This window comes from Streptococcus gwangjuense (assembly GCF_003627155.1).
Taxonomy (GTDB): domain Bacteria; phylum Bacillota; class Bacilli; order Lactobacillales; family Streptococcaceae; genus Streptococcus; species Streptococcus gwangjuensis.
The window spans coordinates 1,567,986-1,587,500 of the sequence record NZ_CP032621.1 but is presented as its reverse complement, the minus strand read 5'-3'; the positions used below and the strand labels follow the sequence as shown (position 1 = coordinate 1,587,500).

Genomic DNA, 19,515 nt, shown 5'->3' with positions numbered 1-19,515 from the left:
TGACATTAGTTTATCAATCAACGCGTGATGCCAACAATACAGTAACTGCTAGCCAAGCAATTTTGCAAGGTTTGGCAACGGATGGTGGTTTGTTTACACCGCTTACTTATCCAAAGGTAGATTTGGACTTTGACAAATTGAAAGATGCATCTTATCAGGAAGTTGCTAAGATTGTTTTGTCAGCATTTTTAGATGACTTTACAGCTGAAGAGTTGGACTACTGTATCAACAATGCTTACGATAGCAAGTTTGATAATCCAGCTATCGCACCATTAGTGAAATTAGACGGGCAATACAATCTGGAGCTTTTCCATGGTTCAACAATTGCCTTTAAGGATATGGCTTTGTCTATCTTGCCATACTTTATGACAACAGCTGCTAAGAAGCATGGTTTGGAGAACAAGATTGTCATCTTAACAGCGACATCTGGGGATACTGGGAAAGCTGCTATGGCAGGGTTTGCGGATGTTCCTGGTACTGAGATTATCGTCTTTTATCCAAAGGATGGTGTCAGCAAGGTACAAGAGTTGCAAATGACCACTCAGACTGGTGACAATACTCATGTTATCGCTATTGATGGTAACTTTGATGATGCCCAAACAAATGTGAAGCATATGTTTAACGATGTGGCTCTTCGTGAAAGATTATCGTCCAACAAGTTGCAATTTTCATCTGCAAACTCTATGAATATCGGTCGTTTGGTGCCACAGATTGTTTATTATGTTTATGCCTACGCTCAGCTTGTTAAGACTGGTGAGATTGTGGCTGGTGATAAGGTCAACTTCACAGTACCAACAGGAAACTTTGGAAATATCTTGGCTGCCTTTTATGCTAAGCAAATTGGCCTACCAGTTGGCAAATTAATATGTGCTTCAAATGACAACAATGTTTTGACAGACTTTTTCAAGACACGTGTTTACGACAAGAAACGTGAGTTTAAGGTAACAACTAGCCCATCTATGGATATCTTGGTATCTTCAAACTTGGAGCGTCTCATTTTCCACCTTTTGGGTAATAATGCGGTTAAAACAGCTGAGCTCATGAATGCCTTGAATAGCCAAGGTCAATATGAATTGACAGACTTTGATGCAGAGATTCTTAACCTCTTTGCAGCTGAATATGCGACTGAGGAAGAAACAGCGGCAGAAATCAAGCGTGTTTATGAGGCAGATTCTTATATCGAGGATCCACATACGGCGGTTGCCTCGGCAGTTTATAAGAAATACCAAGCGGCTACTGGCGATGTGACTAAGACAGTGATTGCTTCAACAGCGAGTCCATACAAGTTCCCAGTGGTTGCAGTAGAAGCTGTAACTGGAAAATCAGGGCTTGGCGACTTTGAAGCTTTGGCTCAATTACATGATATTTCAGGAGTGGCAGTGCCGCCAGCAGTTGACGGGCTTGAAACAGCTCCTGTTCGTCATAAGACAACTGTTGCAGCAACAGACATGCAAGTAGCGGTTGAGGCTTATCTAGAACTTTAAGACAGAGGGAGTAAACTCGGTTGGGAAACTAACTGAGTTTCTTTTCATAAGGAGGAAGGATTGTTTAAGAAAAATAAAGACATTCTTAATATTGCCTTGCCAGCTATGGGTGAAAACTTTTTGCAGATGCTCATGGGGATGGTGGATAGTTACTTGGTAGCCCACTTGGGCTTGATGGCTATTTCGGGTGTATCAGTAGCTGGCAATATTATCACGATTTACCAGGCGATTTTCATCGCTCTGGGAGCTGCTATTTCTAGTGTTATTTCAAAAAGTTTGGGGCAGAAGGATCAATCTATGCTAGCCTATCATGTGACTGAGTCCTTGAAGATTACCTTACTAGTAAGTTTCCTTTTAGGATTTTTGTCCATCTTCGCTGGAAAAGAGATGATAGGATTTTTGGGGACGGAGAGAGATGTAGCTGAGAGTGGTGGACTCTACCTATCCTTGGTAGGCGGATCGATTGTTCTTTTGGGCTTGATGACCAGTCTGGGTGCCTTGATTCGTGCAACGCATAATCCACGTCTGCCTCTCTATGTTAGTCTTTTATCCAATGCCTTGAATATTCTTTTTTCAAGTCTAGCTATTTTTGTTCTGGATATGGGGATAGCTGGTGTTGCTTGGGGGACAATTCTGTCTCGTTTGGTAGGTCTTGTGATTTTATGGTCGCAATTAAAGTTGCCTTTTGAGAAACCGACTTTTGGTTTAGATAAGGAACTATTGACCTTAGCTTTGCCAGCAGCTGGAGAGCGGCTTATGATGCGGGCTGGAGATGTAGTAATCATTGCCTTGGTTGTGTCTTTCGGGACAGAGGCAGTGGCTGGAAATGCAGTCGGAGAAGTCTTGACCCAGTTTAACTATATGCCTGCCTTTGGCGTCGCTACGGCAACGGTCATGCTGGTGGCTCGAGCAGTTGGGGAGGATAATTGGAAAAAAGTAGCTAATTTGAGCAAGCAAACCTTTTGGCTTTCTCTGCTTCTCATGTTGCCCTTGACGCTTAGTGTCTATGCCTTGGGCATACCACTGACTCATCTCTATACGAATGATTCTCTAGCGGTGGAGGCTAGTGTGCTAGTGACACTTTTTTCACTACTTGGTACTCCTATGACGATAGGAACAGTCATCTATACAGCAGTCTGGCAGGGTTTGGGCAATGCTCGACTTCCCTTTTATGCGACAAGTATAGGAATGTGGTGTATCCGCATTGGAACAGGATATATGATGGGGATTGTGCTTGGTTGGGGCTTGCCCGGTATTTGGGCCGGAACCCTTTTGGATAATGGTTTTCGTTGGTTATTTCTACGTTACCGTTACCAGCGTTATATGAGCTTGAAAGGATAGGAAATGCAAAAAACAGCTTTTATTTGGGATTTAGACGGGACTTTATTGGACTCTTACGAAGCGATTTTGTCAGGGATTGAGGAAACTTTTGCTCAGTTTTCTATTCCTTATGAAAAGGAGCAGGTGAGAGAGTTTATCCTCAAGTTTTCTGTGCAGGATTTACTTGTGCAGGCGGCAGAAGAGAGAAAGCTGGATGTGGAAATGCTAAATCAGGTGCGTGCCCAGAGTTTGGCTGAGAAGAATGCTCAGGTAGTTTTGATGCCAGGTGCGCGTGATGTGCTAGCTTGGGCAGAGGCATCAGGAATTCAGCAGTTTGTTTACACTCATAAGGGAGACAATGCTCTTACCATTCTCAGAGATTTGGGTTTGGAGTCCTATTTTATGGAGATTTTAACTAGTCAGAGTGGCTTTGCGCGTAAACCTAGTTCAGAAGCAGCTACCTATCTGTTAGACAAGTATCAGTTGGATTCTGAGAAGACCTATTATATAGGGGATCGGACGCTGGATGTGGAATTTGCGCAGAATAGTAAGATTCAAAGCATTAATTTTTTAGAGTCGTCTTATGAAGGCAATCACAGGATTCAAGCGTTAGCAGATATTTCCCGTTTTTTTAAGGCTGAGCGATAAAAAGATTGTGTCAGTTTTGTGACAGAGACCTAACAAACTATTTCAAGTAATCGAGTTTGTTACAAGGAATGGACAGTTCTGTTAAATAGGCCCGAGAGGGCTTTTTTTCTGCATTTTTTGTGTTATCATAGACAGGTACTCATTTGAAAGGAATTTGAAAGAATGAAGAAAAGAATATTATTAGCCTCAACAGTAGCCTTGTCGTTTGCCCCAGTATTGGCAACCCAAGCAGAAGAACTTCTTTGGACTGCACGTAGTGTTGAGCAAATCCAAAATGATTTGACTAAAACGGATAACAAAACAAGTTATACCGTTCAGTATGGTGATACCTTGAGCACCATTGCAGAAGCCTTGGGTGTAGATGTCACAGTTCTTGCGAATTTGAATAAAATCACGAATATGGACTTGATTTTCCCAGAAACTGTTTTGACAACGACTGTCAATGAAGCAGAAGAAGTAACGGAAGTTGAAATCCAAACACCTCAAGCAGCTTCTAGTGAAGAAGTGACAACTGCGACAGCAGATTTGACAACCAATCAAGTGACGGTTGATGATCAAACTGTTCAGGTTGCAGACCTTTCTCAACCGATTGCAGAAGCGCCAAAAGCGGTAGAAACTACAAGTACAAAAGAAGTAGCAACAAATTCAGAAGTTGCAGAGACAGTTGCTACTGCAGAAGAAGTGGCACCATCTACAAATACTTCAACGTCAGAGGAGCAAACAGCCGAAACAAGTAGTGCAGTTGCAGAAGCAGCTCCTCAGGCAACGAGTCCAGCTGAGAAGCAGGAAACACAAGCAAGCACTCAAGCTGAATCAGCAGTGGAAGCAACTGCAACACCAGTTGAAGAAAAAGCACCTGAAACAACTACAACAAGTTCAGAAGAAGCAAAAGAAGTAGCATCATCAAGTGAAGCTACAGCAGCAGTTTCTACTTATCAACCAGAAGAGGCGAAAACAGTTTCAACAACTTACGCGGCTCCAGCAGCGCCCGATTATGCTGGACTTGCGGTAGCGAAATCTGAAAATGCAGGCCTTCAACCACAAACAGCTGCCTTTAAAGAAGAAATTGCTAACTTGTTTGGCATCACATCCTTTAGTGGTTACCGTCCAGGAGACAGTGGAGATCACGGAAAAGGTTTGGCTATCGACTTTATGGTACCAGAAAGCTCAGAATTAGGGGATAAGATTGCGGAATATGCTATTCAAAACATGGCTAGTCGTGGAATTAGTTACATTATTTGGAAACAACGTTTCTATGCTCCATTCAATAGTATATATGGACCAGCCAACACTTGGAATCCAATGCCGGACCGTGGTAGCGTGACAGAGAACCACTATGACCACGTTCACGTTTCAATGAATGGATAAACCAGACTTTGTAATATCATTTTGACGAATGAGATCTAGCTTTCATGATTGGAAGTAAGTCTCGTTCGTTTTTCTTTGTCATACTCTTCGAAAGTCTCTTCAAACCACGTCAGTTTCGCCTTGCCGTACTCAAGTATAGCCTGCAGCTAGCTTCCTAGTTTGCTCTTTGATTTTCATTGAGTATCAATATGAATGGAAAATGGAAGTTACCATTTTGTAATGATTTAAGCAACATTCTTGCAATCTATTTTACTTTGTATTATACTTGATTAGTCAACTATTGATAAATCAATATAGGAGAAAGAAATGATAGAGATTCAAGATTTACTTTATCAACTCCGCTTGTCTGAGCAAGCGAGTACGCAATTGTTTGAAAAAAGGCTTGGGATTAGTTTGACACGGTATCAGATTTTATTATTTTTGCTGAAGCATTCTCCTTGTAATCAAATAGCGGTTCAGGAGCGTTTGAAGATTGATCAGGCTGCTTTAACACGACATTTCAAGATTTTAGAAAAGGAAGGTTTGGTGGAGCGTCATCGCAATCCTGAAAATCAGCGAGAAGTGTTGGTAGAGGCTGCGAAGTATGCCAAGGAGCAGTTAGTGGTGAATCCCCCTCTGCAACATATCAAGGTTAAAGAAGCGATGGAAAGTATCTTAACAGAGTCTGAAAGAACAGAACTCAGCCGTTTAGTAAACAAATTGGTTTTGGGTATTGAGAATATAGAAATTTAAGGAGAAATAGATGTCAATTATTACAATCATTTTAGCAACGATTGTTGCTTTGGAGCATTTTTACATTTTTTATTTGGAAACTATCGCAACGCAATCAGATGCGACTAGTCGTGTCTTTAACATGGAAAAGGAAGAACTGTCTCGTCCGTCTGTAAGTTCATTGTTAAAAAATCAAGGGATTTATAATGCTCTGCTAGGAGTCTTTCTCTTGTATGGGATTTATTTCTCACAGAATTTAGAAATTGTGACTATTTTTGTTTTATTTGTGATTGGTGCTGCGGCTTATGGCTCTCTCACAGCAGATAAAAAAATTATTTTAAAGCAAGGCGGACCAGCTATTTTGACCTTGATTAGTATTTTTCTCTTTAAATAAGTTCAAAGGTCAATCTTAGTCTCTCTAGTCATTTTCACTCCAGAATAAGGGAAATATGTTATACTTGTTTTTAAGAAAAAAGTCTCATTGAATTTGTTTTGAGGAGTTAGAAATGAAAGTATTAGTGACAGGTTTTGAGCCCTTTGGAGGGGAAAAGGTCAATCCAGCTTTGGAGGCCGTTAAAGGTTTACCAGCTGAAATCCATGGTGCTGAGGTCCGTTGGTTAGAAGTGCCAACAGTCTTTCACAAATCGGCTCAAGTATTGGAAGAAGAGATGAACCGCTATCAACCTGACTTTGTCCTTTGTATCGGCCAAGCAGGTGGAAGAACCAGCTTGACACCTGAGCGAGTAGCCATTAATCAAGACGATGCACGCATTCCTGATAACGAAGGTAATCAACCGATTGATCTTCCTATTCGTCCAGATGGTGCTCCGGCCTACTTTAGTAGTTTGCCGATTAAAGCGATGGTCCAAGCTATAAAAAAAGAGGGCTTGCCGGCCTCTGTTTCCAATACGGCAGGGACTTTTGTCTGCAATCATTTGATGTATCAGGCTCTCTATTTGGTAGAAAAGAAATTTCCACATGTTAAGGCAGGTTTTATGCACATTCCTTATATGATGGAACAGGTGGTGAATCGACCGACTACTCCAGCTATGAGTTTAGTGGACATTAGGCGAGGGATAGAAGCAGCAATCGGAGCCATGATAGAATATGGAGATCAGGACCTCAAGTTGGTAGGCGGAGAAACTCATTGATAGAAAAAGAGCTTGAGGGAAACCCTTCAAGCTTTTGGACGTTTTCGAGCCAGTACTGCTCGGTAAAAAATCATTTTATTGATTTGAATGTAGGGTAGGAGTGAGAAACTAGCAATTCCAAAGGTAATCCAATTGAGGAAGTACCAAGGAAGGAGTTGTAAGTCTAGGACAAAGCGCTGAAATTTGTAGCCTTTCATCAGGAAACGGCTGGTTTTTAGGATTTGCCCTGGTTTGGCTTGTCCCAAGTCTAGGGTGTCACAGAGGAGAAATTCTACCTGTGAATAGGCATAGTATTGTGGAATATAGAGACTATTTCCGACAATCATCAAGAGGATACTTGCTAGAAAGTAAAGACCAAAGGTCATGAGGAAACGCTCGGTTTCAATTGACGTGAGATCCAGATTGGGAAATTCAGGATGAAGGACAACGAATTTCTTTGCTAGAAAGCTACTGTAAAAAAGAAAGTAAATTCCAAGCAAACTAGGAATACTCCATAAGAAGAGATAGAAACGTTTGAGAAGGAGAGTCAAAAAGGTTTGTGAAAAGTGCTCTTCGTTAAAGAGTGTGAGACTATTTTTGACGGATAGTCCTGTATCAGGATTCTTGATGAGTTTCAGTGTTGTATAGACTGAACTGGTTAGAAGTATTGTTCCGATAAAGGAAACTAATAATGGAAAGAGGTAGGCTTGGAATACATGGCCAAACACGCTTAAAAAGGGTTGTTCTAAAATTGCTTCGTTGATACGCTCTAAGGGATTGAGGAAGCCAGACAAGATGACCAGCATGCTAGGTAAGAGATAGACGAGAAAGAGGCGGGGATTTTCAGCCTGAAATTGTCTGGCTTGCAGACGAACGGTTTTTAAATCAATTTTTGGGTATTTCATTCTCTCATTATACCATAGTTCGTGACAGTTCCAGCTTTTTTTGATAAAATCATACAGTATGCCCTTGGGCACAAAGTATGAACTGGGACTGTCTTTCCTAGCTTCGGAGGTAAAAAATGTCAGATTCACCAATCAAATACCGTTTGATTAAGAAAGAAAAACACACAGGAGCTCGTCTGGGAGAAATCATCACTCCCCACGGTACCTTCCCAACACCTATGTTTATGCCAGTTGGGACACAAGCCACTGTCAAAACTCAGTCGCCTGAAGAATTGAAGGAGATGGGTTCGGGAATTATCCTGTCAAACACCTATCATCTCTGGCTTCGTCCTGGAGATGAACTCATCGCACGCGCAGGTGGTCTCCACAAGTTCATGAATTGGGACCAGCCTATCTTGACAGATAGTGGTGGTTTCCAGGTTTATTCTCTAGCAGATAGCCGTAATATCACAGAAGAAGGGGTAACCTTTAAAAACCATCTCAATGGTTCTAAGATGTTCTTGTCCCCAGAAAAAGCCATCTCTATTCAGAACAATCTGGGTTCAGACATCATGATGTCCTTTGACGAATGTCCTCAGTTTTATCAACCTTACGACTACGTTAAGAAATCAATCGAGCGTACCAGCCGTTGGGCTGAGCGTGGTTTGAAGGCTCATCGTCGTCCGCATGACCAAGGATTATTTGGGATTGTGCAGGGGGCAGGATTTGAAGACCTGCGTCGCCAATCAGCTCATGACCTTGTAAGCATGGACTTTCCAGGTTACTCTATCGGTGGTTTAGCAGTGGGAGAAACCCATGAAGAGATGAATGCTGTCTTGGACTTCACAACTCAACTGCTGCCTGAAAACAAACCTCGCTATTTGATGGGTGTGGGAGCGCCAGATAGCTTGATTGATGGGGTGATTCGTGGGGTGGATATGTTTGACTGTGTCTTGCCGACTCGTATCGCTCGTAACGGAACTTGTATGACCAGTCAAGGTCGTTTGGTTGTCAAAAATGCTCAGTTTGCTGAGGACTTTACGCCACTAGATCCTGAGTGTGATTGCTACACATGTAAGAATTATACACGCGCTTATCTTCGTCACCTGCTCAAGGCTGATGAAACCTTTGGTATCCGCTTGACTAGCTACCACAATCTTTACTTCTTGCTTAACCTGATGAAGCAAGTGCGACAAGCCATCATGGATGACAATCTCTTGGAATTCCGTGAGTATTTTGTTGAAAAATATGGCTATAATAAGTCAGGCCGTAATTTTTAAACTGGAATTGATATAAGCTAAAAATCCTAAGTTTTCTCTTGGGATTTTTCTTCTTTTTTTGATAGAATAAAGTGTATAATGAAAGGGAGAATAAACTCGTATGCGCATTAAATGGTTTTCCTTGATTAGGATTACAGGTTTACTTTTGGTACTCTTGTATCATTTCTTTCAGACGATCTTTCCTGGAGGATTTTTCGGGGTAGATGTCTTTTTTACATTTTCAGGTTTCCTGATTACAGCTCTACTTATCGAAGAATTTTCTAAAAATCATGAAATTGATTTGGTTGGATTTTTTAGGAGACGCTTTTATCGTATCGTACCACCTGTGGTTTTGATGGTCTTGGTAACCATGCCCTTTACCTTTCTAGTTCGCCAAGATTATGTGGCTGGAATTGGGGGTCAAATTGCGGGTGTCTTAGGCTTCATGACCAACTTCTATGAACTTCTAACAGGAGGAAGTTATGAATCTCAGTTCATTCCTCATTTGTTTGTTCATAATTGGAGTCTGGCTGTTGAGGTGCACTACTATATTCTTTGGGGGTTGGCAGTTTGGTTCTTATCTAAGCAGGCTAAATCAAATGGTCAGTTGAAGGGAATGGTCTTTCTCTTATCTGCTGCTGCCTTCTTGATCAGCTTCTTCTCCATGTTTATTGGTAGTTTTCTAGTAACCTCTTATTCCTCTGTTTACTTCTCCAGTTTAACTCATGTCTATCCATTCTTTTTGGGAAGTATCCTAGCAACGATCGTAGGCGTTCGTCAGACGACTTCCCTAATTAAGCAATTGGATAAAATCTGGGATTTACGAAAGACCCTTTTAGTTTTTGGAGGAGGTTTTGGCTTCCTACTCATTTTGACTTTCTTTGTCAAATTTACCTATCTCTTTGCCTATCTTATGGGCTTCTTGCTTGCCAGTCTTGCAGCTCTTGCTATGATTCTGGCGGCGCGTGTCTTACATGAAAAGACTCCTAACATGCAGGAGCCAAAGATTATCAGCTTTTTAGCGGATACTAGCTATGCGGTTTATCTTTTCCATTGGCCTTTCTATATCATTTTTTCACAGTTGACATCAAATCTTCTTGCTGTGTTACTGACTCTGATTTTTTCTTATGGATTTGCCAGTCTGTCATTTTATGTATTGGAACCTTGGATTGCAGGAAAGGACACACCTATTATACAAACCCTCCGTCCCCTGCCTCATATTCACATAATCCTTGCATCAAGTACTGGAATTTTGGCCTTCATTGTCTTCTTAGTAACTCTGTTGGCACCACAAGTGGGAGCTTTTGAGACAGACTTAACTGTCAATGGCTTGAAGCAAGCTGCAACAAATATTAGCCAGACCAAGGTAATGACAGAACGAGCAGAAGCTGATAGTTTAGGAATTGCTGATGGCACTATGTTAATTGGTGATTCGGTAGCACTAAGAGCTAATACAGCTCTGCAGACAGCTCTTCCTGGAGCACAGATTAACGCGCAGGTCAGCAGAACAACCAAGACTGCCAACGAAATCATGCTCAACAATAGCCAGAATAAATTTCTACCAAAGATGGTGGTTATTGCAACTGGGGTAAATAATCCTGAAAATTACAAGGAAGACTGGGATAGTATCGTAAAAAATCTTCCTAAGGGCCACCATATGGTTTTGGTGACTCCTTATGAGGGGGATAAGACAAAAGAGACCTATGCAATCGTTGAGAAAGAGGCTGCCTATATGAGAGAATTGGCAGAGAAGACTCCTTACATCACGATAGCAGATTGGAATCAAGCTGCTAAGGAACATCCAGAAATTTGGACTGGGACAGACCAAGTCCATTTTGGAAGTGACAATAGTAAGATTGAAGCAGGAGCTAAATTGTATGCAGATACCATTGCCACAGCCTTGCAAACAGCTCAAGACAAGCCAGTCAAATCAAAATAACTTGTATTAAAAAGAGAAGAGTTGGAGAAATCCAGCTCTTTTAAAATATCTTTAGAAAATAGGTCTATACCATTTACAAATAAAAAAGAAAGGTTTATAATGTAATTGACATAATAAATTGTAGAATCAATCTTTTAAGGAGGTTAACATTATGCCTAACTATATTAAAGCGGATCAGTTTTTCTACCCACACGGAGTTCGTCGTGGAGGTTACCTGGAACTTGTGGACGGCAAGTTTGGAAAACATGTAGAACAAATTCCTGAAGGCGCTGACGTCATTGACTATACAGGTTATAGCATTGCTCCAGGACTTGTAGATACCCACATTCACGGATTTGGTGGAGTGGATGTTATGGATAATAACATTGAAGGCACTCTTCATACTATGAGTAAAGGACTTCTTAGCATGGGGGTAACAAGCTTCTTACCAACTACTTTGACATCTTCTTATGAGCAACTGCTTGCAGTAACAGAGAATATCGGAGCTCGCTACAAGGAAGCAAGTGGAGCTAAGATTCGTGGAATTTACTTTGAAGGCCCATATTTCACAGAGAAATACAAGGGCGCTCAAAATCCTGCTTATATGAAAGATCCTCGTATGGATGAGTTCCGTGCTTGGCAAAAAGCAGCAAATGGCCTGCTAAATAAAATTGCCCTTGCGCCAGAACGTGAAGGTGTAGAAGACTTTGTTCGCACGGTTACGGGCGAAGGTGTGACGGTTGCTCTTGGGCACTCAAACGCGACTTTTGATGAAGCTAAAAAAGCAGTCGATGCTGGAGCGAGTGTTTGGGTACACGCCTACAATGGAATGCGTGGCTTAACTCACCGCGAACTCGGTATGGTTGGGGCCATGTACCAATTGCCACATACCTATGCAGAGTTGATCTGTGATGGCCATCACGTGGATCCAAAAGCCTGCGAAATTCTTATCAAACAAAAAGGAACTGAAAATATTGCCCTTATCACAGACTGTATGACAGCGGGTGGATTGGAAGACGGCGACTACATGTTGGGAGAATTCCCAGTTGTCGTTGCAAATGGAACTGCTCGTCTCAAATCTACAGGTAACTTGGCGGGTTCTATTCTCAAACTCAAAGACGGTTTGAAGAATGTTGTCGAATGGGGAATTGCGAATCCGCATGAAGCAGTTATGATGGCAAGCTTCAACCCAGCTAAATCCGTTCATATTGACGATGTCTGTGGTCAAATCCGTGAAGGCTATGACGCGGACTTTATCGTACTAGATAAAGATTTGGAATTGGTAGCAACCTACCTAGATGGCGTGAAACGTTATCAAGCATAAGAGAGAAAGCAGGAGTTAAAGACTGATTTCTTTTCAGGTTTTATAAAGAATAAATTGCACCCCAAAAGTTAGATTTTTTCCGCCTAACTTTCGGGGTGTTTTCGTTATGTGTAAAACAGAGCTACATTCTCTGGATAAATGATTCATCTAACTTTTTTGGGAGGGAGTACTGTTTGGAAGATTTTTTAATTTCCCTAGGTAAATATCCTTAAATGAGGAGTAAGGATATACATAAGAAAATTCTTTGTTGTCTTGAAGTGGCTTCCTTTTGTCTTTAGAAAACACCTCTAAGTATGGTAAAATAGTAGGAGAATAATGTGAGGAAAGTGAATGTCAAATAGTTTTGAAATTTTGATGAATCAATTGGGGATACCTACTGAAATGAGACAGGCTCCTGCTTTAGCACAGGCCGATATTGAGCGAGTTGTGGTTCATAAAATTAGTAAGGTATGGGAGTTTCATTTCGTATTTTCTAATATTTTACCGATTGAAATCTTTTTAGAATTAAAGAAAGGTTTGAGGGAAGAATTTTCTAAGACAGGTAATAAAGCTGTTTTCGAAATCAAGGCTCTGTCTCAAGAATTTTCAAATCAACTCTTGCAGTCCTACTATAGAGAGGCTTTTTCTGAAGGGCCATGTGCTAGTCAAGGTTTTAAGTCCCTTTATCAAAATCTGCAAGTTCGTGCGGAGGGGAACCAACTCTTTATTGAGGGCTCTGAGGCGATTGATAAAGAACACTTTAAGAAGAATCATCTTCCTAATTTAGCGAAACAACTTGAAAAGTTTGGCTTTCCAACTTTTAATTGTCAAGTCGAGAAAAATGATGTGCTGACACAAGAGCAGGAAGAGGCCTTTCATGCTGAAAATGAGCAGATTGTTCAAGCTGCCAATGAGGAAGCGCTCCGTGCTATGGAACAACTAGAACAGATGGCACCTCCTCCAGCAGAAGAGAAACCAGCCTTTGATTTTCAAGCCAAAAAAGCTGCAGCTAAACCCAAGCTAGATAAGGCAGAGATTACTCCGATGATCGAAGTCACGACGGAGGAGAATCGTCTGGTCTTTGAAGGGGTTGTGTTTGATGTGGAGCAAAAAGTGACCAGAACAGGGCGTGTTTTGATCAACTTTAAAATGACGGATTACACTTCCAGTTTTTCGATGCAAAAGTGGGTTAAGAATGAGGAAGAGGCTCAGAAGTTTGACCTAATCAAGAAAAATTCTTGGCTCCGAGTTCGTGGGAATGTGGAGATGAATAACTTCACACGCGATTTGACTATGAACGTGCAGGATGTGCAGGAAGTTGTTCACTATGAGCGGAAGGATTTGATGCCAGAAGGTGAGCGTCGGGTTGAGTTTCATGCTCATACTAATATGTCGACCATGGATGCTCTACCCGAGGTCGAAGAAATCGTTGCTACAGCTGCTAAGTGGGGACACAAGGCGGTTGCCATCACGGATCATGGAAATGTCCAGTCCTTCCCACATGGCTATAAGGCGGCTAAGAAAGCGGGAATCCAGCTGATCTATGGTATGGAAGCCAATATCGTGGAGGACCGTGTCCCTATCGTCTATAACGAAGTGGAGATGGACTTGTCCGAAGCAACCTATGTGGTCTTTGATGTGGAAACGACGGGGCTATCAGCCATCTATAATGACTTGATTCAGGTTGCAGCTTCTAAGATGTACAAGGGGAATGTCATTGCTGAATTTGATGAATTTATTAATCCCGGGCATCCATTATCAGCCTTTACTACTGAGTTGACTGGAATTACAGATGACCATGTCAAAAATGCCAAGCCACTGGAACAAGTTTTGCAAGAATTCCAAGAATTCTGTAAGGATACAGTCTTAGTTGCCCATAATGCTACCTTTGACGTTGGCTTTATGAATGCCAATTATGAGCGTCATGGTCTGCCAAAGATTAGTCAGCCAGTTATTGATACGCTGGAGTTTGCTAGAAACCTCTATCCTGAGTATAAACGTCATGGTTTGGGGCCTTTGACCAAGCGTTTTGGTGTGGCTTTGGAACATCACCACATGGCTAACTACGATGCGGAAGCTACAGGTCGCCTGCTCTTTATTTTTATCAAAGAAGTAGCAGAAAAACATGGTGTGACCGATCTAGCTAGACTCAACATTGATTTGATTAGTCCAGATTCTTACAAAAAAGCTCGGATTAAGCATGCAACTATTTATGTCAAGAATCAGGTAGGTCTAAAAAATATCTTTAAGCTGGTTTCATTGTCTAATACCAAGTATTTTGAAGGGGTGCCACGAATTCCGAGAACAGTTCTAGATGCCCATCGGGAAGGTTTGATTTTAGGTTCAGCTTGCTCTGAAGGTGAAGTTTTTGATGCAGTCGTTTCCCAAGGTGTGGATGCGGCGGTTGAGGTGGCCAAGTATTATGACTTTATCGAGGTCATGCCACCAGCTATCTATGCCCCCTTGGTTGCCAAGGAGCAGGTCAAGGATATGGAAGAACTCCAGACCATTATCAAGAGTTTGATAGAGGTGGGAGACCGCCTTGGCAAGCCCGTTCTGGCTACGGGGAATGTCCACTATATCGAACCAGAAGAAGAGATTTACCGTGAAATTATTGTCCGTAGTTTGGGACAGGGGGCTATGATTAACCGAACTATCGGTCATGGGGAACATGCTCAACCAGCTCCTCTGCCAAAAGCCCATTTTAGAACGACTAATGAAATGTTGGATGAATTTGCCTTCTTGGGAGAGGAACTGGCACGTAAATTGGTTATTGAAAACACCAATGCCTTGGCAGAAATCTTTGAACCCGTTGAGGTTGTTAAGGGTGACTTGTACACGCCTTTCATCGACAAGGCTGAAGAAACAGTTGCTGAGTTGACCTATAAGAAAGCTTTTGAGATTTATGGAAATCCGCTGCCAGATATTGTTGATTTGCGGATTGAAAAAGAACTAACCTCTATTCTGGGGAATGGATTTGCTGTGATTTATCTAGCTTCCCAGATGTTGGTGCAACGCTCCAATGAACGGGGCTACTTGGTTGGTTCTCGTGGGTCTGTCGGATCTAGTTTCGTTGCGACCATGATTGGGATTACTGAGGTCAATCCTCTCTCTCCTCACTATGTCTGTGATCAGTGTCAGTACAGTGAGTTTATCACAGATGGTTCTTATGGTTCAGGATTTGATATGCCCAATAAGGACTGTCCTAAATGTGGTCATAAACTCAGCAAAAACGGGCAAGATATTCCTTTCGAGACCTTCCTTGGTTTTGATGGGGACAAGGTTCCCGATATTGACTTGAACTTCTCGGGAGAAGACCAGCCTAGCGCCCACTTGGATGTGCGTGATATCTTTGGTGAAGAATATGCCTTTCGTGCAGGAACGGTTGGTACGGTGGCTGCTAAGACTGCCTATGGATTTGTCAAGGGTTACGAGCGAGATTATGGCAAGTTTTATCGTGATGCAGAGGTAGAACGCCTCGCTCAAGGTGCAGCTGGTGTCAAGCGGACAACAGGTCAACACCCAGGGGGAATCGTTGTTATTCCGAACTACATGGATGTTTACGACTTTACGCCTGTCCAGTATCCAGCGGATGATGTGACGGCTGAATGGCAAACGACTCACTTTAACTTCCATGATATCGACGAGAACGTCCTCAAACTCGATGTGCTGGGACATGATGATCCGACCATGATTCGGAAACTTCAGGATTTGTCTGGTATTGATCCCAATGAAATTCCTATGGATGATGAAGGAGTTATGGCTCTCTTTTCTGGGACGGATGTGCTAGGGGTAACATCTGAGCAAATTGGTACGCCGACGGGAATGTTGGGGATTCCAGAATTTGGAACTAACTTTGTACGTGGGATGGTAGATGAAACCCATCCAACGACTTTTGCGGAGTTACTTCAGCTGTCTGGATTGTCCCACGGTACCGATGTTTGGTTGGGTAATGCTCAAGATCTGATTAAGCAAGGAATAGCAGACCTATCGACTGTTATCGGTTGTCGGGACGACATCATGGTTTACCTCATGCATGCTGGTCTCGAACCTAAGATGGCCTTTACCATCATGGAACGAGTACGTAAGGGCTTGTGGCTAAAGATTTCCGAAGAGGAGCGAAATGGCTATATTGAAGCCATGAAGGCCAATAAGGTGCCAGAGTGGTATATCGAGTCCTGTGGGAAAATTAAGTACATGTTCCCGAAAGCCCATGCGGCAGCCTATGTTATGATGGCCTTGCGTGTAGCTTATTTCAAGGTTCACCATCCAATTTATTATTACTGTGCTTACTTCTCAATCCGCGCTAAGGCTTTTGATATCAAGACCATGGGTGCGGGCTTGGATGCCATCAAGCGTAGAATGGAAGAAATCTCTGAAAAACGTAAGAACAATGAAGCCTCCAATGTGGAAATCGATCTCTATACAACTCTTGAGATTGTCAATGAGATGTGGGAACGTGGGTTCAAATTTGGCAAACTCGATCTCTACCGTAGTCAGGCGACAGAGTTCCTCATCGACGAGGACACCCTTATCCCGCCATTTGTAGCAATGGATGGTCTGGGAGAGAACGTTGCCAAGCAATTGGTGCGAGCGCGTGAAGAGGGAGAATTCCTCTCTAAAACAGAACTACGTAAGCGTGGTGGGCTCTCATCAACCTTGGTTGAAAAGATGGATGAAATGGGGATTCTGGGCAATATGCCAGAAGATAACCAGCTCAGTTTGTTTGATGAGTTGTTTTAAGGTCTTGGAGGGAAATAGATGAAACTAAGAATTTTTGCGGAAGATAAGCCGGCTGAGAAGGTATTTGAATATCAATTGGAACTTGCTGACCAGACAATACTTCTATCGACAGCACTCTTGTCAGGTGCTATTGCTTTAGCAGGATTATTCTCTGCTTTGAAAGAAAAATAAAAATAGAAAAGAGAAAACAGAATGGTTTTACCAAATTTTAAAGAAAATCTAGAGAAATATGCGAAATTGTTGGTTGCGAACGGAATTAACGTTCAGCCTGGTCACACTTTGGCTCTTTCTATCGATGTGGAGCAACGTGAATTGGCGCATTTGATTGTCAAAGAAGCTTATGCTTTGGGTGCGCATGAGGTTATTGTTCAGTGGACAGATGATGTCATTAACCGTGAGAAATTCCTCCATGCGCCGATGGAGCGTCTGGACAATGTGCCAGAATACAAGATTGCTGAGATGAACTATCTTTTGGAGAACAAGGCTAGCCGTCTTGGAGTTCGTTCATCTGATCCAGGTGCCTTGAACGGAGTGGACGCTGATAAGCTTTCAGCTTCTGCTAAGGCTATGGGACTTGCCATGAAGCCAATGAGAATCGCAACTCAATCCAACAAGGTTAGCTGGACTGTAGCAGCCGCTGCTGGACTTGAGTGGGCTAAGAAAGTCTTCCCAAATGCTACGAGCGACGAGGAAGCAGTTGATCTCCTTTGGGACCAAATCTTCAAAACTTGCCGTGTTTACGAAGAAGATCCTGTTAAGGCTTGGGAAGAGCATGCAGCTATCCTTAAGAGTAAAGCTGATATGCTCAATAAAGAACAATTTTCAGCCCTTCACTACACAGCGCCAGGAACAGATTTGACACTCGGCTTGCCGAAAAACCATGTTTGGGAATCAGCTGGTGCTATCAATGCACAGGGCGAAGGATTCTTGCCAAATATGCCGACAGAGGAAGTCTTCACAGCGCCTGACTTCCGTCGTGCAGATGGTTATGTCACTTCTACAAAACCGCTTAGCTATAACGGAAATATCATTGAAGGTATTAAGGTAACCTTTAAGGATGGACAAATTGTGGATATCACTGCAGAAAAAGGCGATCAGGTCATGAAAGACCTTGTCTTTGAAAATGCGGGTGCGCGTGCCTTGGGTGAATGTGCCTTGGTGCCAGATCCAAGCCCAATTTCTCAGTCAGGCATTACCTTCTTTAACACCCTTTTCGATGAGAATGCTTCAAACCACTTGGCTATTGGTGCAGCCTATGCAACTAGTGTTGTTGGTGGAGCGGAGATGAGCGAAGAGGAGCTTGAAGCTGCGGGGCTTAACCGTTCAGATGTTCACGTAGACTTTATGATTGGTTCGAACCAAATGGATATCGATGGTATCCGTGAGGATGGGACACGTGTACCACTCTTCCGTAACGGAGATTGGGCAAATTAAGGAGATAATATGTTAGGAAGTATGTTCGTTGGCCTCCTAGTGGGATTTTTAGCAGGTACTCTGACTAATCGTGGAGAGCGAATGGGATGTTTTGGGAAAATGTTTCTAGGCTGGATTGGTGCCTTTATAGGGCATTTGCTTTTTGGGACTTGGGGACCGATAATAGCAGGAACTGCCATTATTCCGGCAGTACTAGGTTCCATGATTGTCTTAGCGATTTTCTGGAGACGAGGAAGTTAATTTCTTAAATCTGATACTCAATGAAAATCAAAGAGCAAACTAGGAAACTAGCCGCAGGCTGCTCAAAGCACTGTTTTGAGGTTGTAGATAGAACTGACGAAGTCAGCTCAAAACACTGTTTTGAGGTTGCAGATAGAACTGACGAAGTCAGTAACATATATACGGCAAGGCGACGTTGACGCGGTTTGAAGAGATTTTTGAAGAGTATGAAACGAAAAGGAGGTTGGTCATTGAGACAGCCTCCTTTTGAGTGTGATATAATAGTGATATGAGATTAGATAAATTTTTAGTTGCCTGCGCTGTGGGGAGTCGGACTGAGGTCAAAAACATGCTCAAGGCTGGGCGCGTGACGGTAAATAGTAAAAAAGAGAAATCAGCTAAATTGCAGATTGATAAAAAAATAGATGAGATTCGCTTTGATGGGCAAGTGCTGGAGTATGAAGAATTTGTCTACTACATGATGAACAAGCCCAAAGGAGTTATCTCAGCGACTGAGGATCCCAAGCACAGAACGGTGTTGGACTTGCTGGATGATATTGCTCGGAGCAAGGAAGTTTTCCCAGTAGGGCGCTTGGATATCGATACGCATGGTCTTTTGCTCTTGACTAATGACGGCAAGCTTGCCCATGCTCTTCTTTCACCCAAGCGTCATGTGGACAAGACTTATCTGGCACAAGTCAAGGGAATCATGACCCAAGAAGATGTGGAGACATTTGCCAAGGGAATTCCTCTCAAAGACTTTACTTGTCAGCCTGCTAAACTGGAACTTGTGTCCATAGATTCAGAAAAGAATCAAAGCCAAATTCGTGTGACCATTGCAGAAGGGAAGTTTCATCAGGTCAAGCGTATGGTGGGCTACTGTGGCAAGGAAGTAGTAGACTTGCAACGTTTGACTATGGGAACGCTAGTATTGGATGAGAACTTGCAGCGAGGAGAATGGCGTCGCTTGACCAAGGAAGAATTAGAGGTTCTCCTTGCTAGTATCGCTTAGTTTGGTTTATATTCGAAAAAGGTGAGGGAGAATGTCTTTGCCTTTTATGTTTTTCAGTTGCTTCCTTTGTGAAAAGAGTTAT

Annotated in this window: 16 protein-coding genes (1 of these 16 cut by a window edge); 15 read left to right on the top strand and 1 reads right to left on the bottom strand. The window is 42.5% G+C overall.

Annotated elements, in window-relative coordinates; all coding sequences use genetic code 11:
- From thrC to pcp, 7 genes are all read left to right on the top strand, one after another.
- Positions 1 to 1,484 carry the 3' portion of a threonine synthase gene (gene thrC / locus D7D53_RS07940; RefSeq protein ID WP_120770645.1) on the top strand. 1 nt of this gene lie to the left of the window's left edge, so the window shows 1,484 of its 1,485 coding nt (coding positions 2-1,485); only part of the start codon is in view: it crosses the left edge, with 2 bases visible at positions 1 to 2; it ends in the stop codon at positions 1,482 to 1,484.
- A gap of 60 nt (positions 1,485 to 1,544) precedes the next feature.
- Complete coding sequence (locus tag D7D53_RS07935) at positions 1,545 to 2,825, top strand: MATE family efflux transporter (RefSeq protein WP_120770644.1); 1,281 nt, start codon at positions 1,545 to 1,547, stop codon at positions 2,823 to 2,825.
- Positions 2,826 to 2,828: 3 nt separating this feature from the next.
- Positions 2,829 to 3,452 (top strand): HAD family hydrolase, encoded by a 624-nt coding sequence (locus D7D53_RS07930; protein ID WP_120770643.1) that lies wholly within the window; start codon positions 2,829 to 2,831, stop codon positions 3,450 to 3,452.
- A gap of 162 nt (positions 3,453 to 3,614) precedes the next feature.
- Positions 3,615 to 4,820 (top strand): LysM peptidoglycan-binding domain-containing protein, encoded by a 1,206-nt coding sequence (locus D7D53_RS07925; protein ID WP_120770642.1) that lies wholly within the window; start codon positions 3,615 to 3,617, stop codon positions 4,818 to 4,820.
- 306 nt (positions 4,821 to 5,126) lie between these two features.
- Positions 5,127 to 5,552 carry a MarR family winged helix-turn-helix transcriptional regulator gene (locus D7D53_RS07920; protein WP_162927892.1) on the top strand — a complete coding sequence of 142 codons (426 nt, stop codon included), beginning with the start codon at positions 5,127 to 5,129 and terminating at the stop codon, positions 5,550 to 5,552.
- 10 nt (positions 5,553 to 5,562) lie between these two features.
- Positions 5,563 to 5,925, top strand: a complete 363-nt coding sequence (locus D7D53_RS07915) for a DUF1304 domain-containing protein (protein WP_120770641.1) — start codon at positions 5,563 to 5,565, stop codon at positions 5,923 to 5,925.
- A gap of 112 nt (positions 5,926 to 6,037) precedes the next feature.
- The gene (gene pcp / locus D7D53_RS07910) at positions 6,038 to 6,682 is read left to right on the top strand and encodes a pyroglutamyl-peptidase I (protein WP_120770640.1); all 645 of its coding nucleotides are present in this window, start codon (positions 6,038 to 6,040) and stop codon (positions 6,680 to 6,682) included.
- A gap of 26 nt (positions 6,683 to 6,708) precedes the next feature.
- Here the strand turns inward: pcp and D7D53_RS07905 are convergent, their stop codons facing one another.
- On the bottom strand, positions 6,709 to 7,566 hold the full coding sequence (locus D7D53_RS07905; protein WP_120770639.1) for a DUF975 family protein: 858 nt from the start codon (positions 7,564 to 7,566) through the stop codon (positions 6,709 to 6,711).
- A 116-nt stretch (positions 7,567 to 7,682) separates the two neighbouring features.
- Between D7D53_RS07905 and tgt the strand changes: the two genes are divergently transcribed.
- The 8 genes from tgt to D7D53_RS07860 all read left to right on the top strand — a co-directional run bounded on the left by tgt (position 7,683) and on the right by D7D53_RS07860 (position 19,433).
- Complete coding sequence (gene tgt, locus D7D53_RS07900; protein WP_001285237.1) at positions 7,683 to 8,825, top strand: tRNA guanosine(34) transglycosylase Tgt; 1,143 nt, start codon at positions 7,683 to 7,685, stop codon at positions 8,823 to 8,825.
- A 100-nt stretch (positions 8,826 to 8,925) separates the two neighbouring features.
- The gene (locus D7D53_RS07895; protein ID WP_120770638.1) at positions 8,926 to 10,743 is read left to right on the top strand and encodes an acyltransferase family protein; all 1,818 of its coding nucleotides are present in this window, start codon (positions 8,926 to 8,928) and stop codon (positions 10,741 to 10,743) included.
- Between the two features lie 151 nt (positions 10,744 to 10,894).
- Positions 10,895 to 12,046 (top strand): N-acetylglucosamine-6-phosphate deacetylase, encoded by a 1,152-nt coding sequence (nagA, locus tag D7D53_RS07890; protein WP_120770637.1) that lies wholly within the window; start codon positions 10,895 to 10,897, stop codon positions 12,044 to 12,046.
- Between the two features lie 330 nt (positions 12,047 to 12,376).
- Positions 12,377 to 16,768, top strand: a complete 4,392-nt coding sequence (locus D7D53_RS07885; RefSeq protein ID WP_120770636.1) for a PolC-type DNA polymerase III — start codon at positions 12,377 to 12,379, stop codon at positions 16,766 to 16,768.
- An 18-nt stretch (positions 16,769 to 16,786) separates the two neighbouring features.
- Positions 16,787 to 16,939 (top strand): hypothetical protein, encoded by a 153-nt coding sequence (locus tag D7D53_RS07880; protein WP_000776626.1) that lies wholly within the window; start codon positions 16,787 to 16,789, stop codon positions 16,937 to 16,939.
- 21 nt (positions 16,940 to 16,960) lie between these two features.
- Positions 16,961 to 18,202, top strand: a complete 1,242-nt coding sequence (locus D7D53_RS07875; RefSeq protein WP_033681189.1) for an aminopeptidase — start codon at positions 16,961 to 16,963, stop codon at positions 18,200 to 18,202.
- Between the two features lie 9 nt (positions 18,203 to 18,211).
- Positions 18,212 to 18,442 carry a GlsB/YeaQ/YmgE family stress response membrane protein gene (locus D7D53_RS07870; RefSeq protein WP_000901572.1) on the top strand — a complete coding sequence of 77 codons (231 nt, stop codon included), beginning with the start codon at positions 18,212 to 18,214 and terminating at the stop codon, positions 18,440 to 18,442.
- Positions 18,443 to 18,710: 268 nt separating this feature from the next.
- Complete coding sequence (locus D7D53_RS07860) at positions 18,711 to 19,433, top strand: pseudouridine synthase (protein WP_033681192.1); 723 nt, start codon at positions 18,711 to 18,713, stop codon at positions 19,431 to 19,433.
- Positions 19,434 to 19,515 lie beyond the last annotated feature (82 nt).

Excerpts from the sequence above, each read along its gene's own strand:
- D7D53_RS07885 (WP_120770636.1), top strand. The coding sequence starts at position 12,377 with ATGTCAAATAGTTTTGAAATTTTGATGAATCAATTGGGGATACCTACT.
- nagA (WP_120770637.1), top strand. The coding sequence starts at position 10,895 with ATGCCTAACTATATTAAAGCGGATCAGTTTTTCTACCCACACGGAGTT.
- D7D53_RS07860 (WP_033681192.1), top strand. The coding sequence starts at position 18,711 with ATGAGATTAGATAAATTTTTAGTTGCCTGCGCTGTGGGGAGTCGGACT.
- D7D53_RS07930 (WP_120770643.1), top strand. The coding sequence starts at position 2,829 with ATGCAAAAAACAGCTTTTATTTGGGATTTAGACGGGACTTTATTGGAC.
- tgt (WP_001285237.1), top strand. The coding sequence starts at position 7,683 with ATGTCAGATTCACCAATCAAATACCGTTTGATTAAGAAAGAAAAACAC.
- D7D53_RS07875 (WP_033681189.1), top strand. The coding sequence starts at position 16,961 with ATGGTTTTACCAAATTTTAAAGAAAATCTAGAGAAATATGCGAAATTG.
- D7D53_RS07925 (WP_120770642.1), top strand. The coding sequence starts at position 3,615 with ATGAAGAAAAGAATATTATTAGCCTCAACAGTAGCCTTGTCGTTTGCC.
- D7D53_RS07880 (WP_000776626.1), top strand. The coding sequence starts at position 16,787 with ATGAAACTAAGAATTTTTGCGGAAGATAAGCCGGCTGAGAAGGTATTT.
- D7D53_RS07905 (WP_120770639.1), bottom strand. The coding sequence starts at position 7,566 with ATGAAATACCCAAAAATTGATTTAAAAACCGTTCGTCTGCAAGCCAGA.
- D7D53_RS07915 (WP_120770641.1), top strand. The coding sequence starts at position 5,563 with ATGTCAATTATTACAATCATTTTAGCAACGATTGTTGCTTTGGAGCAT.
- pcp (WP_120770640.1), top strand. The coding sequence starts at position 6,038 with ATGAAAGTATTAGTGACAGGTTTTGAGCCCTTTGGAGGGGAAAAGGTC.
- D7D53_RS07870 (WP_000901572.1), top strand. The coding sequence starts at position 18,212 with ATGTTAGGAAGTATGTTCGTTGGCCTCCTAGTGGGATTTTTAGCAGGT.
- D7D53_RS07920 (WP_162927892.1), top strand. The coding sequence starts at position 5,127 with ATGATAGAGATTCAAGATTTACTTTATCAACTCCGCTTGTCTGAGCAA.
- D7D53_RS07895 (WP_120770638.1), top strand. The coding sequence starts at position 8,926 with ATGCGCATTAAATGGTTTTCCTTGATTAGGATTACAGGTTTACTTTTG.